The 13,986-nt window shown below is 44.5% G+C and carries 16 protein-coding genes; 10 read left to right on the top strand and 6 right to left on the bottom strand.

Annotated elements, in window-relative coordinates; genetic code table 11:
• Window positions 1–105: 105 nt before the first annotated feature.
• Window positions 106–1,296: an aspartate aminotransferase family protein gene (locus F752_RS0110225; RefSeq protein ID WP_040664523.1), complete on the top strand. Its 1,191-nt coding sequence runs from the start codon at window positions 106–108 to the stop codon at window positions 1,294–1,296.
• A gap of 4 nt (window positions 1,297–1,300) precedes the next feature.
• Here F752_RS0110225 and F752_RS0110220 read toward each other — a convergent pair whose 3' ends face one another.
• The 3 genes from F752_RS0110220 to F752_RS26625 all read right to left on the bottom strand — a co-directional run bounded on the left by F752_RS0110220 (window position 1,301) and on the right by F752_RS26625 (window position 2,039).
• Complete coding sequence (locus F752_RS0110220) at window positions 1,301–1,483, bottom strand: dodecin domain-containing protein (protein ID WP_017731638.1); 183 nt, start codon at window positions 1,481–1,483, stop codon at window positions 1,301–1,303.
• Between the two features lie 185 nt (window positions 1,484–1,668).
• Window positions 1,669–1,884 carry a hypothetical protein gene (locus tag F752_RS0110215; RefSeq protein ID WP_017731637.1) on the bottom strand — a complete coding sequence of 72 codons (216 nt, stop codon included), beginning with the start codon at window positions 1,882–1,884 and terminating at the stop codon, window positions 1,669–1,671.
• Window positions 1,884–2,039: a hypothetical protein gene (locus F752_RS26625; protein ID WP_017731636.1), complete on the bottom strand. Its 156-nt coding sequence runs from the start codon at window positions 2,037–2,039 to the stop codon at window positions 1,884–1,886. Before F752_RS26625 ends, F752_RS0110215 begins: the two co-directional genes overlap by 1 nt.
• Between F752_RS26625 and F752_RS0110205 the strand changes: the two genes are divergently transcribed.
• A complete protein-coding gene (locus F752_RS0110205) occupies window positions 2,038–3,162 on the top strand; it encodes an App1 family protein (RefSeq protein WP_017731635.1) in 1,125 nt (374 codons plus the stop codon). The genes F752_RS26625 and F752_RS0110205 overlap by 2 nt on opposite strands.
• Before the next feature lie 82 nt (window positions 3,163–3,244).
• Here F752_RS0110205 and F752_RS0110200 read toward each other — a convergent pair whose 3' ends face one another.
• The gene (locus F752_RS0110200) at window positions 3,245–4,024 is read right to left on the bottom strand and encodes an SDR family NAD(P)-dependent oxidoreductase (RefSeq protein ID WP_017731634.1); all 780 of its coding nucleotides are present in this window, start codon (window positions 4,022–4,024) and stop codon (window positions 3,245–3,247) included.
• A 197-nt stretch (window positions 4,025–4,221) separates the two neighbouring features.
• Between F752_RS0110200 and F752_RS0110195 the strand changes: the two genes are divergently transcribed.
• Entirely contained in the window at window positions 4,222–4,734 is a 513-nt protein-coding gene (locus F752_RS0110195) for a metallophosphoesterase family protein (RefSeq protein ID WP_017731633.1), read from the top strand.
• 59 nt (window positions 4,735–4,793) lie between these two features.
• Here F752_RS0110195 and F752_RS0110190 read toward each other — a convergent pair whose 3' ends face one another.
• A complete protein-coding gene (locus tag F752_RS0110190) occupies window positions 4,794–5,003 on the bottom strand; it encodes a hypothetical protein (RefSeq protein WP_017731632.1) in 210 nt (69 codons plus the stop codon).
• Window positions 5,004–5,190: 187 nt separating this feature from the next.
• On the opposite strand from F752_RS0110190, the gene hisS reads away from it, so the two are divergent.
• The 4 genes from hisS (at window position 5,191) to F752_RS0110170 (ending at window position 10,024) form a co-directional block, all read left to right on the top strand.
• Window positions 5,191–6,555 (top strand): histidine--tRNA ligase, encoded by a 1,365-nt coding sequence (gene hisS / locus F752_RS0110185; protein ID WP_026135649.1) that lies wholly within the window; start codon window positions 5,191–5,193, stop codon window positions 6,553–6,555.
• Between the two features lie 69 nt (window positions 6,556–6,624).
• A complete protein-coding gene (locus F752_RS0110180; RefSeq protein ID WP_017731630.1) occupies window positions 6,625–8,550 on the top strand; it encodes a T9SS type B sorting domain-containing protein in 1,926 nt (641 codons plus the stop codon).
• An 89-nt stretch (window positions 8,551–8,639) separates the two neighbouring features.
• A complete protein-coding gene (locus F752_RS0110175) occupies window positions 8,640–8,972 on the top strand; it encodes a YbaB/EbfC family nucleoid-associated protein (protein ID WP_017731629.1) in 333 nt (110 codons plus the stop codon).
• Entirely contained in the window at window positions 8,972–10,024 is a 1,053-nt protein-coding gene (locus F752_RS0110170) for a glycosyltransferase family 2 protein (protein WP_017731628.1), read from the top strand. Before F752_RS0110175 ends, F752_RS0110170 begins: the two co-directional genes overlap by 1 nt.
• A 23-nt stretch (window positions 10,025–10,047) precedes the next feature.
• Here F752_RS0110170 and F752_RS0110165 read toward each other — a convergent pair whose 3' ends face one another.
• Window positions 10,048–10,263 (bottom strand): PspC domain-containing protein, encoded by a 216-nt coding sequence (locus F752_RS0110165; RefSeq protein ID WP_017731627.1) that lies wholly within the window; start codon window positions 10,261–10,263, stop codon window positions 10,048–10,050.
• Window positions 10,264–10,416: 153 nt separating this feature from the next.
• On the opposite strand from F752_RS0110165, the gene F752_RS0110160 reads away from it, so the two are divergent.
• The 3 genes from F752_RS0110160 to F752_RS0110150 all read left to right on the top strand — a co-directional run bounded on the left by F752_RS0110160 (window position 10,417) and on the right by F752_RS0110150 (window position 13,837).
• Window positions 10,417–12,201: a TPR end-of-group domain-containing protein gene (locus F752_RS0110160; protein WP_017731626.1), complete on the top strand. Its 1,785-nt coding sequence runs from the start codon at window positions 10,417–10,419 to the stop codon at window positions 12,199–12,201.
• A gap of 133 nt (window positions 12,202–12,334) precedes the next feature.
• Window positions 12,335–13,312: a pyruvate dehydrogenase complex E1 component subunit beta gene (locus F752_RS0110155; protein ID WP_017731625.1), complete on the top strand. Its 978-nt coding sequence runs from the start codon at window positions 12,335–12,337 to the stop codon at window positions 13,310–13,312.
• A 54-nt stretch (window positions 13,313–13,366) separates the two neighbouring features.
• Complete coding sequence (locus tag F752_RS0110150) at window positions 13,367–13,837, top strand: nucleoside deaminase (protein WP_017731624.1); 471 nt, start codon at window positions 13,367–13,369, stop codon at window positions 13,835–13,837.
• Window positions 13,838–13,986 lie beyond the last annotated feature (149 nt).

The raw sequence follows: 13,986 nt of genomic DNA, 5'->3' as shown, positions 1-13,986 counted from the left end.
AATCAAACTTTTTTAACTATTACCTTCCCAATCGCTCCTGCAAACAACTATAAATCCGAGGCCTGTGCGGCAGGATTGTTCATGAATGCGTACCTTTGCCTTATGATTTCTCAGAGACAGCTATTTCTAAACCACCTGGCCCAAACTTCGGACTTTCCACTATTACTGGAAGTGGAAAAAGCAGAAGGTGTATACGTATATGACACAAAAGGGAAAGCCTATATCGACCTGATTTCGGGCATTGGGGTAAGCAATGTAGGGCACCGACACCCAAAAGTAATTGCGGCCATTAAAGAACAGCTCGATAAGTACCTGCATGTAATGGTTTACGGAGAGTTTGTACAGGCCCCACAGGTGGAGCTTGCCCAGGCGCTGGCAAATAGCCTTCCAGCTCCCCTCGATAGCTGCTACCTTGTAAATTCAGGCAGCGAAGCAGTAGAAGGAGCCCTTAAACTGGCAAAGCGTTTTACCGGCCGGCCGGAAGTTATCAGCTGCCGCAAGGCCTACCATGGGTCTTCGCAGGGTTCCCTTTCTGTTTGTGGAGAGGAAGATTTTAAAAGAGCCTTTCGCCCACTCATACCGGGCGTGCGGCACATAGAATATAATCTGGTCGATGAGTTAAGGCATATCAATAACAATACCGCCGCAGTAATTATCGAAACCATTCAGGGAGAGGCAGGAGTGCGCTTTGCAGATCCCCAATACCTGCAGGCCTTACGCCACCGCTGTACAGAAGTGGGAGCATTGCTGATTCTGGATGAGGTGCAGGTGGGCTTTGGCAGGACGGGCCACTTCTGGGCATTTGAAGATTATGATATAGTGCCCGACATTCTATTATGCGCCAAAGGTATGGGCGGAGGCATGCCTATTGGCGCCTTTATTTCTTCGCAGGAAATTATGGGAGTGTTACGGAACAATCCGATTCTGGGACACATCACTACCTTTGGAGGACATCCGGTTAGCGCTGCTGCCGCCCTTGCTACTCTTCGGCTCATCCAGGATGAGCGGATGTACGAAGGAGCTGTCGAAAAAGGAAAACTTTTTACTGAATTACTAGTCCACCCTGCCATTAAAGCCATCAGGCAAAAGGGCCTTTTAATGGCAGTGGAATTTGAATCTTTCGAAGTGCTGAAAGCAGTCATTGACAAAGCAATGCTGAAAGGTTTAATCTCCGACTGGTTTCTTTATTGCAATAACAGCATGCGCATTGCTCCTCCATTGACCATCCAGGATGAGGAGATAAAAAAAGCCTGCCAGATTATTCTGGAGGCTATCAATGAAACTTTTACAGACTAAACGGTCAGATTCTTTTGCGAACGTGGCCGCGCAGATGAAATTTTCCTTCAGTGGCAGGAATTTGGCTATCTTCAATTATATGCAGGCTTTTAATGTTTTCGGAAAAGGAAACTGCTTTACTGATTATCTTTTGCACAGCATCAGAAATACTTTTTTCGCTGCTGGCAACTAATTTGGTCTGTCGCATATTTACAAAGGTTGATGAAATAAAATAAAGAAGATATCTTTATAACGTTCGGGATATACAATAGGTTTCAGAATTTTTTACTACTCACTGAACTACATCCCAAAATCATGCCAGACAAAACCATTAAATCAAACAAAAAAGCGGTAGTGGCTATTATTCTTTAAGCAGTATGGATGTATAAGGATTTACAAGTAATGGAGCCATGCCCAGCTTTTCCGCCCCTTCAGGTAATGGGAGTTATGCTCGTTATGGAAAGCTTCCCTTTCGAAGCTAACAGCCCGGTAAGCCTGGTAATGAGAATTTCCTCTTGCCAAACCTATTAGGTACTCTGCAAGGTACAGGCAGTAAAAAGGAAGGATAAGTAACTCGGCCTGCTGCAGCAAATGAATCCGTTCATGCACTACCAGGCTTTTTTAAGCGGGTACCGAGGCGCCACGAGCACAAATGGATAAAGGGTAATGGCTGCTGCAAAATTAAAGGTAAGCCAGTGTACCAGTTTCGTCCTGATAAACATATTTCTGATTTTTATCATCATATAAAAGTAAACATTTTTCATGCTTACACCTCTTCTCAAAGCTGCTTATTATGTAGAACACGGATTCGATAAAGTTCGCTGGTCTTATTTGCGAAAATATAACCGTATCGGCCCCTTGCTCCTGATGGGATATCGCGGTTTTGGCGACAGGAAAGAAGCCTATGTCAGCGGGAGGTTAATAGAAGACCGAAACATTCGTCCTGCCCGTGAGCAGGATAATAAATGGCATAATCTCCGGGCCATGTATAAGCGGTTTGAAAGTAATGAGATACCTGGTGCCCGCATTCAGGCAGAATTTTACGGGCAACACCTGGAATCCACGACAGATGCGGAAGGATATTTTCACTTTCAACTACCTGTGCCAACAGATATAGATACTGAGCAGACTGAACATCCTGTTCAGTTTCGCCTGCTGGATAAAATCGGCAATAACAAAGGCCCTGTTCAGGCTTCTTCTTTTATCCATATTCCTCAACAAAAGGCCGATTTCGGAGTCATTTCCGATATCGATGACACAGTCCTTCAAACCTCTGCTACCAGCTTTGTTAGGATGATGCAAAAGACGTTTTTATATAATGCAAAAACCCGCTTACCCTTTAAAGGGGTGGCCGCCTTTTACAGGGCTCTGCATGAAGGAGCGGAGATAGACAAGATTAAAAACCCGCTTTATTACGTTTCCAGCAGTCCCTGGAATCTTTACGATATGCTTGAAGATTTCCTGGAGATTCAGCAAATTCCTGCCGGGCCCCTTATGCTTCGCGACCTAGGATTGAAGGCAGAAACATTATTCCAGTCCAGCCATAAAGAGCATAAGCTGAAGGAAATTGAGAAGATTTTTTCCTGTACCGGCGATCTTCGCTTTATTCTCATTGGGGATAGTGGGCAGAAAGACCCTGAAATTTACCTGGAGGTAATAAAGCATTATCCAAAAAGAGTGCTGGCGGCGTACATACGCGATGTTTCAGAAGCGGGAAGAGATAAAGAAGTAATTAAAATTATTGATGAGGCAGAGAGCCTGGGTGCTCAAATGCTGCTGGTGAAAGATACAGAGGCAGCTGCCCGCCATGCCATCGGTCAGGGATATATTCAGGCATCTGAATTGCCGGAGGTGAAAAAGGAAAAGCAAAAAGACGAACAGGCATAGAGCAGACAGCAAAGACAGAATATAGGAAGGAAAAGGGCAGGGATAAAATCTCACCTTTTCTCAACCCGCCCCTCCAGAACTGCTACGCTTCGTAAATCATTTTTTTGGTCATTCCGCCATCAATCACAATATTCTGCCCTGTAATAAAACCGGCTTCACCTGAACAAAGAAAAACCACGGCACGGCCAATATCTTCAGGCTCTCCTACTCTTCCTGCCGGATGCTGGCTATCCTCTTCCCTGCTATGGCGCACCTCTTCCCGCTGACTCTTCTTCTTCCAGTCCCGTACCTCTATCCAGCCAGGGCTGATGGCATTTACCCGAACCTCGGGTCCGAGACTTAGTGCAAGCGCGTGAGTTAAGGACACCAAACCACCTTTAGATGCCGCATATGCTTCTGAATCGGGTTCGGACATCAGCGCACGCGTAGAAGCAATATTAATAATGGAGCCCTTCTGTGTTTTCTTCAGGTAGGGAGCTGCGTATTTTGCACAAAGGAAAGCTCCTCTAAGGTTAGTATTCAGCACTTCGTCCCACTCCGCTACACTTAATTCCAGAAAAGGCTTAAACCGGGAAAGTCCGGCATTATTCACCAGGTAATCAATTCGGCCATATTTTTGCACCGCTTGCACTATAAGGTTCTTCACCTCTTCTTCATTCGAAACATCGCAGGGAACAAAGTGGAGCTTTTCTTTATCACCCCCTTTGGCAGATAACCATTCCACCACTTCCGGGCCTGCTTCTTCATCCTTTTCTGCAATTACCACATTGGCTTCATGGTGCGAAAAAGCCTGAACAATAGCCTTCCCTATGCCCTGTCCGCCACCAGTTACGATGGCCGTTTTATTTTTAAAATTCTGCATAAACCTTTACTTTGGCGGTACTACATTAGTTGTCTTAAATACCGGCTGGTGTTGAAATTGTTTACAGATGTTTTAACTTGAAGCTTTACTTTTCGTAGCTCCTATAGTAAACTGTAATTCAGGAATATAAACACAAAGCATAAAGCTTTAGTAGAAGGATTGAGAAAATAAAATAAAGAAGGTTTACCCCTAGAATTATGAAGATAGGTCTCCTGTCCGACACCCATTCTTACCTCGATGAGCAGGTATTTCGTTATTTCGATAAGTGCGACGAAATCTGGCATGCAGGAGATATTGGCAACCTGGAGGTACTCAATAAACTGGAGGCTTTTAAACCTACCAGAGCGGTTTGGGGGAACATCGACGGGAAAGAATTACAGGCTCGATGTCCGGAACATCAACGTTTCGAATGTGAAGGTATGCAGGTATGGATGACCCACATTGGAGGAAAGCCTCCCCGTTATGCAAAGGGTATTCGCCCGAAATTAAAAGAGTGGCAGCCGGATATTTTCATTTGCGGCCATTCTCACATTTTACGGGTGGCTACAGACGAAGAACTGAATCGGCTCCTTTACCTGAATCCCGGTGCGGCCGGTCAGCAGGGCTTCCACCAAATGCGTACCCTCCTCCGTTTTGAGATAAATGAAAAACAGGTAAGCCAGATGCAGGTAATTGAATTAGGAAAACGAGGAGCTGTGAAAGCAAATTAGGCAAAAAAAAGGCCGCCCGGGGAGGACAGCCTTCAAAGTACTTTTTAAAAAGCTTTTGACTATTCTTTATCTGCGGCAGCTTCTTTCTTAGGCTCTTCCTGCTTTTTTGCAGAAGCTTTTTTATCACCACCTGCAAACCCTTCTTTAAGGCTCTCTACATCCACATTTTTAATTACAGGAGTAGCGGTTAACCTTTTTATAGCGGTGGTTCTTTTTAGGGAATTCGTTTTATTTCTACGTCCTTTTCTTTTAAGTCTGGTAACTGCCATTAGATCAAAAGTTTTAATTGAGGTGCAAATATAGTACATCAGGGAATTATATCAAAAACAATTTTCATTATAGTTGGGTATGTAAGGAGGCAAACCCATTTTTAAAGGCAATTAATACTCCTTGCTTCTTTCGGGCTGGAGAATTTCCATTATTTTTGCCATCCCAAACTTTAGCAGCATAATTGCAATGGCACAAAAACCATCTATTCCTAAAGGAACCCGCGATTTTGGCCCACTCCAGATGGCCCGCAGGAACTATATTTTTAATACTATCCGCCATACTTTTGAAAAGTTCGGCTATATGCCACTGGAAACCCCCAGCATGGAAAACCTTTCCGTCCTTACCGGCAAGTACGGAGATGAAGGAGACCAGCTGCTCTTTAAAATACTCAATTCAGGTGATTTCCTGAAAAAGACCAGCGAAGCAGACTATCGGGAAGGAAGCAAACAACTACTCCCACTGATTGCCGAAAAAGGGCTGCGGTATGACCTCACTGTTCCCTTTGCCCGTTATGTGGTTATGAACCAGAATGACATCACCTTTCCCTTCAAGCGCTACCAAATCCAGCCGGTGTGGCGGGCCGATCGTCCACAGAGAGGCCGCTATCGCGAATTTTACCAGTGCGATGCAGATGTTATCGGAACAGACTCCCTTATATGCGAAGCAGAAATAGTACTAATGATTACCGAAGTCTTTGAAAAGCTTAACCTTAAAGATTATATCATTAAAATTAATAACCGCAAAGTGCTCACTGGCATTACAGAAGTAATAGGGGCTGCAGGCAGGGAAGCAGATTTTTGTGTCGCCATTGATAAGCTCGATAAAATTGGCCACGAAGGAGTCTTTAAGGAGCTGGGCGAAAAAGGATTTTCTGGCGAAGCCATCGAAAAACTACAACCCCTCCTGGCGCTGCAGGAAGCAGGAGACAGTTCACTGGATGCCCTTCAGCAACTGCTTGAAAGCTCTACAACGGGCTTAAAAGGTGTAAAGGAATTACAGGCAGTCTTTGAACTGCTGAAAGCTTTTGGCGCACAGCCAAAGCTGGAACTAGACCTGACGCTTGCCCGTGGCCTCTCCTACTATACAGGGGCCATTTTTGAGGTAAAACCCACTTCGGTACAAATGGGAAGCATCTCCGGCGGCGGGCGTTACGACGACCTGACCGGCGTTTTCGGTTTACCTGGCATGTCAGGGGTAGGATTTTCCTTTGGGGTGGACCGTGTGTATGATGTACTCGAAGAACTCAATTTGTTTCCGGAAGAGAGTACCGTTTCCACCCAGGCCATGCTGGTCAACTTTGGCGAAAAAACTCTTTCTGAGGGACTGCAGTTATTGGGTAAATTAAGAGCCGCCGGCATCAGGGCTGAGATTTACCCTGAAGAGGCCAAGATGAAGAAGCAGCTGGCATATGCCAATAAAAAGAACATCCCTTACGTTATTTTGCAGGGCGAGGAAGAAATAGCGAAGGGAGAAATCACTCTTAAAAACATGATGAGCGGGCAGCAGGAAAATGTTAATATCCCCGCGGCTATTCAGCAGATACTTTCTTAAAATTAGAAGCTTCTGTTTCCTTGCTATGTGAAAGATTAAATCGTATTTTCAGAGGTAAACTCTTATTTTTTGAAAAGTATCTTTACCTATATCATTTTTCTTATTCTCCTTTGCTCCACTAGTTGGAGCTATGGGCAGGGCGTAAGTAGTGACAATGGATTTTTCACAATTGACTACATCAAAGGATGCATCCCTCTGGAAGTGAGAGTTACCTATAATACTGGAAGACACCCAGAAGATTATGTAAAGCAGGTAAAATTTGGTGATTCTTCAGGGTACTCACCAATAACCACCACCTTGAGCCACACTTATTATGAAACCGGAACCTTTACCGTAAAAATGCTGGCAAGTGATGAATTTGGGAATCCTACTTACGATTCATTAGAAGTTGAAGTAAAAGCCCCTGTTAGTCCATATTTTGAAGCCTACAGCTGTGGAAATAATAAGGTAAAAGTGGAGGTAATCCCCAATTCCGACGGGTATGACTATTTTGAGCTTACCACAGACGAAGGCGGCGAGCCTGTTATCTTAAATGCTTCTAATAACTATGAAGCAGAATTAGCCTATGCCACAAGCGGCAGCCACTCTGTTATCGTTGAAGGTTTTTATTCCGGCGAAGGAGTCAATATGGAAAATTGCGACTCCTCCTACCCACAGCAGGTTCTGGTATATGATGAAGTAGAAGCTGCCCAATTTTCAGATGTTACAGTCAGTTCGCAAGACAGCAGTATCACTCTTACCTATCCACTGCAAAGAAACGTAAAGTACAGGCTGGAATACCAGATAAATGGCACCGGCCCATTTGAAACCTACCCCATTCAAATGGAGGGTGCAGAAACTGTAATAACGGACTTAAATCCCGCAGAAAACTTTTATTGCTTCCGGATAAAAACGGATCGTTCCTGCACAGACGAAGGCCTGCTTTACTCCGAACCAATCTGTACTGCCCGGCTTCAGGTAGAGGCTGCCGACAATGGAAATCAGGTGAGCTTTACCACGGCCAGTACAGCTAATATTGAAAGAATTATAATACTAAGAAATGGGATGGCAATTGATACCTTAGCCCCAGTTACGAGCGGAATCTTTCTTGATTCTCTCATCGATTGTGGCTTACCCTATCAATACGCCATTCGTCTTGATTATACAGGGGGAATTAGCAGTTTAACGGAAGGTACTCCCGTCTCCAATGAAGTTCAGCGACAATTAGCAGCTCCGGTAAACATTGCTTCCCAATGGCTGGGTGCTTCCACTGTGCAGTTTTCGCTTCCTGAAATAGCAGGACAGAAGGATATCAGGCTAATGGTTTATACCACCGATGCTAACCAGCGCCTGGTAAATGAAGCTGACACTTCATTTATTTCTCTACCGGCAGCTGGCGAAAATACCTGTTACCGCTTTAGCTACATCGATGCCTGTGGAAATGAATCGGCACTGAGCGAACCTGTTTGTGCGCTCTACCTGCAAAGCACTTCTGTATCTGTAGAAGAGTTACTTCTGGGTTGGAATGAGTATACCGGCTACAGCAATGGGGTGCAGAATTACGTACTGGAAGTTTATCCGCCAGATGGAGGCACTCCCAATCCCACCCCTGTAGGCCTTTCTACCCAGCATGAAATTACTCAGCTGGTTTTAAACGAGCCCCGTAGTCAGTTCAGGATTTATGCAACCCCTTTAGAGGCAGGCTTGCCCGCCAGCAGCTCCAATCTTTTCGATATTCCCATGAGGGGATATTTCCCTAACGCCTTTACCCCAAACGGCGATGAGCAAAATGATGTTTTTAAAGCAGAAGGGCTGTTTGTGAAGGAGGTGGACCTGCAAATTTATAATCGCTGGGGAGCGCTGGTTTTTCGGACAAATGATAATGAATTGGGTTGGAACGGGACCCGTAATGGAGAAGAACTCCCGACCGGTACCTATATTTTTAAGGCAGTTGTTACCACAATCGACGGAACCCGTCACACCGAACAGGGAGCTGTCTTTTTAATCAGAAAATAAACATTGAGAACGAAAACTTCGGCTTTAAAAGATAAGAGCCTTTGGGCCGAGTTAAGTAAATAGAACACAAACCATTAAAATATACTGATATGTTTGATATGATGAAAATGATGGGCAAGATGAAGGAGGTGCAGGCCAAGATCAAGGAAGCACAGGAAAATCTTGTTCACATCACTGCCACTGCCGAAGCCGGTGCAGGAATGGTAAAAGCAACCGCTAACGGAAAGCGTCAGCTGGTAAAGCTCGAAATTGACAAAGATCTGGTAAAGCCCGAGGATTTGGATATGATGTCGGACCTTATTGTGGCTGCCACCAATAAAGCACTCGAGGAGGTCGAAGAATTAGCACGCGAAGAAATCAGAAAAAATACAGAAGGGCTCGTTCCAAATATACCTGGCCTGGACCTTGGAGGAATGTTTTAATGCAGCCTAAGATTGCAATTGTTATCCTGAACTACAATGGCAGGGACTATTTAAGAAAGTTCCTGCCCTCCCTCCTTCGCTATAGTACCGGTCATCGAATAATTGTAGCCGATAATGCCTCCACAGACGATTCTATTGAGGTGCTCTCACAGGAATTCCCGGAGGTTGAGCTACTTATTCTGGAGCAGAACTTTGGGTTTGCTGGAGGGTACAATAAGGCGTTACAGCAAATAAAAGCGAACTATTACCTACTCCTGAATTCCGATGTCGAAGTTACAGAAGGATGGCTGGAGCCCATGGCAAAGTTGCTTGATTCCAACCCGCAAATTGCCGCCTGCCAGCCTAAAATCCTGTCGTACCACAAACCAGCTTATTTTGAATATGCCGGAGCAGCAGGAGGCTTTTTAGACAGCCTTGCCTACCCGTTTTGCCGAGGCAGGATTTTCGATACGCTTGAAAAGAATGAGGGTCAATATAATAGCAATATTCCTGTTTTCTGGGCAAGCGGGGCATGCTTTCTGATTCGGGCAGAAATTTTCCACCAGATGGGAGGCTTCGACGAACGTTTTTTTGCCCATATGGAAGAAATAGATCTTTGCTGGCGCCTCCACACGGCAGGCTACCAGGTATATGCCTGCGGGCAGAGCAGCGTTTACCATGTTGGGGGCGGCACATTGCCAAAGAACAACCCCCGCAAAACATTTCTTAACTTTAGAAATGGCCTGTGGATGCTAATGAAGAACAGCTCTTACAGTGCCCTTGGCTGGAAACTACCTGCACGGATAATACTGGATTGGCTCGCCGCTCTTCATTTTTTACAAAAGGGACAAACAAAAGATGGTGCTGCAGTGTTAAAGGCCCATGTGCAACTTTTCTCATTGTTTTTCAGTCCGAAACAGAAGAGAATTACTGAGAAGAAAGTAAAAGGGGAAAAAGCACCACTCTTTAAGGGGTCCATTTTATGGCTCTACTATATTAGGAGGGTTAGAAAGTTTCGTCAATTAGGAGAGAAAAGGAAGAACATTGGTAAAATACAAAACGCTTCAGTATAATATTCGAAATAAACCCAAGCACTTTAGTACCAGATGGTATTCCTGTGCCGGCGGATACTTCTACGAATATTCATAATAAAAGCTAAAGCAAGGTAAACCAATACAGGTGAGCCAAAAGTTAAAAAAGAGGCATAGATGAAGAATAAACGAATACTACTAATAGACAAGCCCATATATTCGCCCAAACGGGTACAAACACCGAATGCCTGAACTTCGAAAAACTTAATTAGCTTATCCATATGATAATTATAAGAATTGTAGGTTTAAACTCTTTGGCGAACTAATTAGTTACAACAACAGTAATAAATTTATCGATAATTTTTGTAAGATTGCAACACAATTCAAATTTTAATATTGCTTAAGACCAACCAAAACTTTTAATCATGACGCGAATGAGAAAACTTGTTTTTGCGGTAACCCTATTTGCATTTTTTGCCCTCTCGGGTTGTTCGCTTAACCGGATGGTGAAGATGGCGGATGAGCAGGAGCTGGTAGTGGAGCCAAGTCCACTGGAGCTGCATGGCGACTCTGTTACCTTTACCCTTACGGCCAACCTGCCAGTTAAAATGCTTAAAAAAGGCAAGGAATATATCATCAAGCCTTTTTATGTGTATAACGGACAGGAAGTAGAGCTGGAAAATATTGTATTCCGTGCCGAAGACTTCCCGAACAGCGGCGAAGAGCAGCCTCGAATAACAGAAGAAATTTCTTTTGCTTATGAGCCTGAAATGAAGCAGGGTGTACTGGAAGTAATGGGAGTTGCCCGTAATCCTAAAAACAACAAAACTAAAGAAACTGACCGTATGCAAATTGCGGAAGGTATCATCACCACTTCAGAACTGGTACAGGATAATTATTATTCTGCTTATGCTTTCCATGGCTACAACAACCAGGAAGAGCTTATTCCAACTGTTATTGGTTTCTTCTTCCCTCAGGGAAGTTCTTACCTTCGCCCAAGCGAGGTTCGCAGCCAGCGCGGCGATTCTTTAGAAAGCTTTATTGCCGAAAAGAACATCACTCGCACAGTAACCATTACTGGTACGCACTCACCTGAAGGCCCTGAGCGTATAAACGAAAATCTGTCAGAAAATCGTGCAAAGGTTATTGAAGACTTCTACCGCCGCAACATGCGTCGCTACGACTATAAAGGACTTGCTGATTCTATCAACTTTATCCTGAAGCCTGTAGTACTGGAGTGGGAACCGTTCGTAGTAGCGCTTGAAGCTTATGACGGAATTCCTGAAGAGCAGAAGCAAAAAATGCTTGCCATAGTGAATGGCCCGGGTACTTTTACTGAAAAGGAAGATAAACTCCACCTGATCGAAGGATACGCTGAAGTATTTAAGGATGTTTATCCACTCCTTCGTACAGCAAAAGCAGAAATTCTTACTGTAAAAGAAAAGAAAACAGATGCCGAAATTGCTACCCTGGCCCGCCAGATTGTTGCCGGTACTGTTTCTCCTGATACTTTATCTGCCGAAGAGTTAGCATATGCGGCAACGCTTACTCCTTCTTTAGATGAGAAAGAGCAGATTTACCTTGCTGCTACTAAAATCAACGATAATTATATTGCGCATAACAACTTAGGCGCTGTTTATCTGCAAAGAGCAGTAAATGCCACTTCTGAAGCCGAGCGTAACCAGTTTATCGAAAATGCTGTAACCCAATTCGAACTGGCTAACCGCCAGCAGGAAAATCCAGAGTCTTACAACAATCTTGCGGTAGCTTACTACCTGCAAGGCAACATTGATAAGGCCTACGAAGCCATTACCCAGGCCGAAACCTTTGAGGCTACGGAAGCAACTGCACGCGGTCTTGCCGGAGTAAAAGGCGCTCTGGAAATCGCACGTGGTAACTATGAGGCAGCTATCAGCACCCTTTCTAATGCAGAAGAAACAGCTGAGAACCTGTACAACCTGGGCCTTGCTTACCTGCTGAATGAGGATTATAACAATGCCCTCACCAACTTTACAGAAGCAACTGAGCTGGATAACCAACTTGCAAAAGCATACTATGCAGCGGCCATTGCCAATGCACGTTTAGGTAACGAAGACGCTGCTTACAACATGCTGCAGCAGGCAGTAACTGTTGATCCCGAATTAAAGCGTTCTGCGCTTGAGGATCTTGAGTTCTCTGACTTCCAGGAAAACGAGCGTTTCAGAAATACATTAAGATAAGCAATAAGCTCTGTAAAATTAAAAGCCCTTCTTCTTGAAGGGCTTTTTTTATGTACTTACTTCGCCTTTAAAATTGCAGAATCGGCACCGAATAGCTATTTTTACTGCAACTGTTTAACGAAGCACAAATTAGATGAGAGAAATACAGTTTAGAGAAGCCTTACGTGAGGCCATGAGCGAAGAAATGCGCCGCGATGAGAAAATTTTCCTGATGGGAGAAGAGGTGGCTGAATATAATGGCGCTTACAAAGTGAGCCAGGGAATGCTGGATGAGTTTGGACCGGAACGTGTCATCGATACCCCTATTGCAGAGCTTGGCTTTGCCGGTTTAGGAGTAGGAGCGGCCATGAATGGCCTCCGGCCTATTATCGAATTCATGACCTTTAACTTTTCCCTCGTAGCCATTGACCAGGTAATAAACAGTGCTGCCAAAATGATGTCAATGTCAGGCGGACAGTTTAATATCCCAATGGTATTCCGCGGTCCTACAGGAAATGCCGGGATGCTCAGCTCTCAACACTCCCAGAACTTCGAGAACTGGTATGCCAATACCCCCGGTTTGAAAGTGGTCGTTCCTTCTAACCCTTACGATGCCAAAGGGCTCCTGAAGACCTCTATCCGCGATAATGATCCGGTTATCTTTATGGAGTCGGAGCTCATGTATGGCGATAAAGGAGAAGTTCCTGAGGAGGAATACCTGATAGAAATTGGAAAAGCAAAAGTGATAAGAGAAGGAAATGATGTAACTCTTGTTTCCTTTGGAAAGATGATGAAAGTGGCTCTCGAAGCTGCCGATGAATTAGCCAAAAATGGGGTAAAAGCGGAAGTAATTGACCTTCGCTCTGTTCGGCCAATAGATTTTGCCACAGTAGTTGCCTCTGTTAAAAAGACCAATCGCATTGTGTGTATTGAGGAAGCCTGGCCATTAGCCTGTATTTCTGCTGAAATTGCGTTCCACATTCAGAGATATGCCTTCGATTACCTGGATGCTCCGGTTCAGCGAGTGGTAAGCAGGGACGTTCCGCTCCCCTATGCTCCAACACTTATTGAGGCTATCTTACCGAATGTACAAAGAACCCTTGAGGCGGTTAGCAGCGTCAGGTACAAATAATTAGGAATACTAATCTTTAAATTTAAAGCCTCTTAAAGAGGCTTTTTTTATGCTATGGAAAAGAAAGATTTTATGCGCGAGGCCATTCGGCTTTCCATCGAAAATGTAACTTCGGGCAAGGGCGGCCCTTTTGCCGCAGTGGTGGTAAAAGACGGAAAGATAATTGCCACCGGAACCAACATGGTTACTTCGGCTAATGACCCTACTGCCCATGCAGAGGTTACTGCTATCCGCAATGCCTGTCAGGCACTCGGCTCTTTTCAGCTGGAGGGATGTGAGCTTTATACCAGTTGCGAACCCTGCCCTATGTGCCTTGGGGCTATTTACTGGGCCAGACCGGAGCGCGTATATTTTGGTAATACCAAAGCCGATGCTGCCAAAATAGGATTCGACGATCAGTTTATTTATGAAGAAATTGAATTGCCCCTGAAGAACCGTAAATTACCACAGGAGCAGTTATTACCAGAGGAGGCACTGGAAGCCTTCAGGCGCTGGCAGGCAAAAGACGACAAGACCTTATATTAAACTTACAGCTAATAAGAAGACAAGCAGGCTTTAAAAGTAAAAAAGGAATGCGCTTCAGTGTGCATTCCTTTTTTATGGTAATGATGCCAAAAATAGTTGGTGACATTTACCTGTAAATTGTATTTATTTAAGAATGTAAATCTGAAGAG

Origin of the sequence: Nafulsella turpanensis ZLM-10, from assembly GCF_000346615.1 — a bacterium.
Lineage (GTDB): Bacteria > Bacteroidota > Bacteroidia > Cytophagales > Cyclobacteriaceae > Nafulsella > Nafulsella turpanensis.
This window is presented reverse-complemented; position numbering and strand designations above follow the sequence as displayed.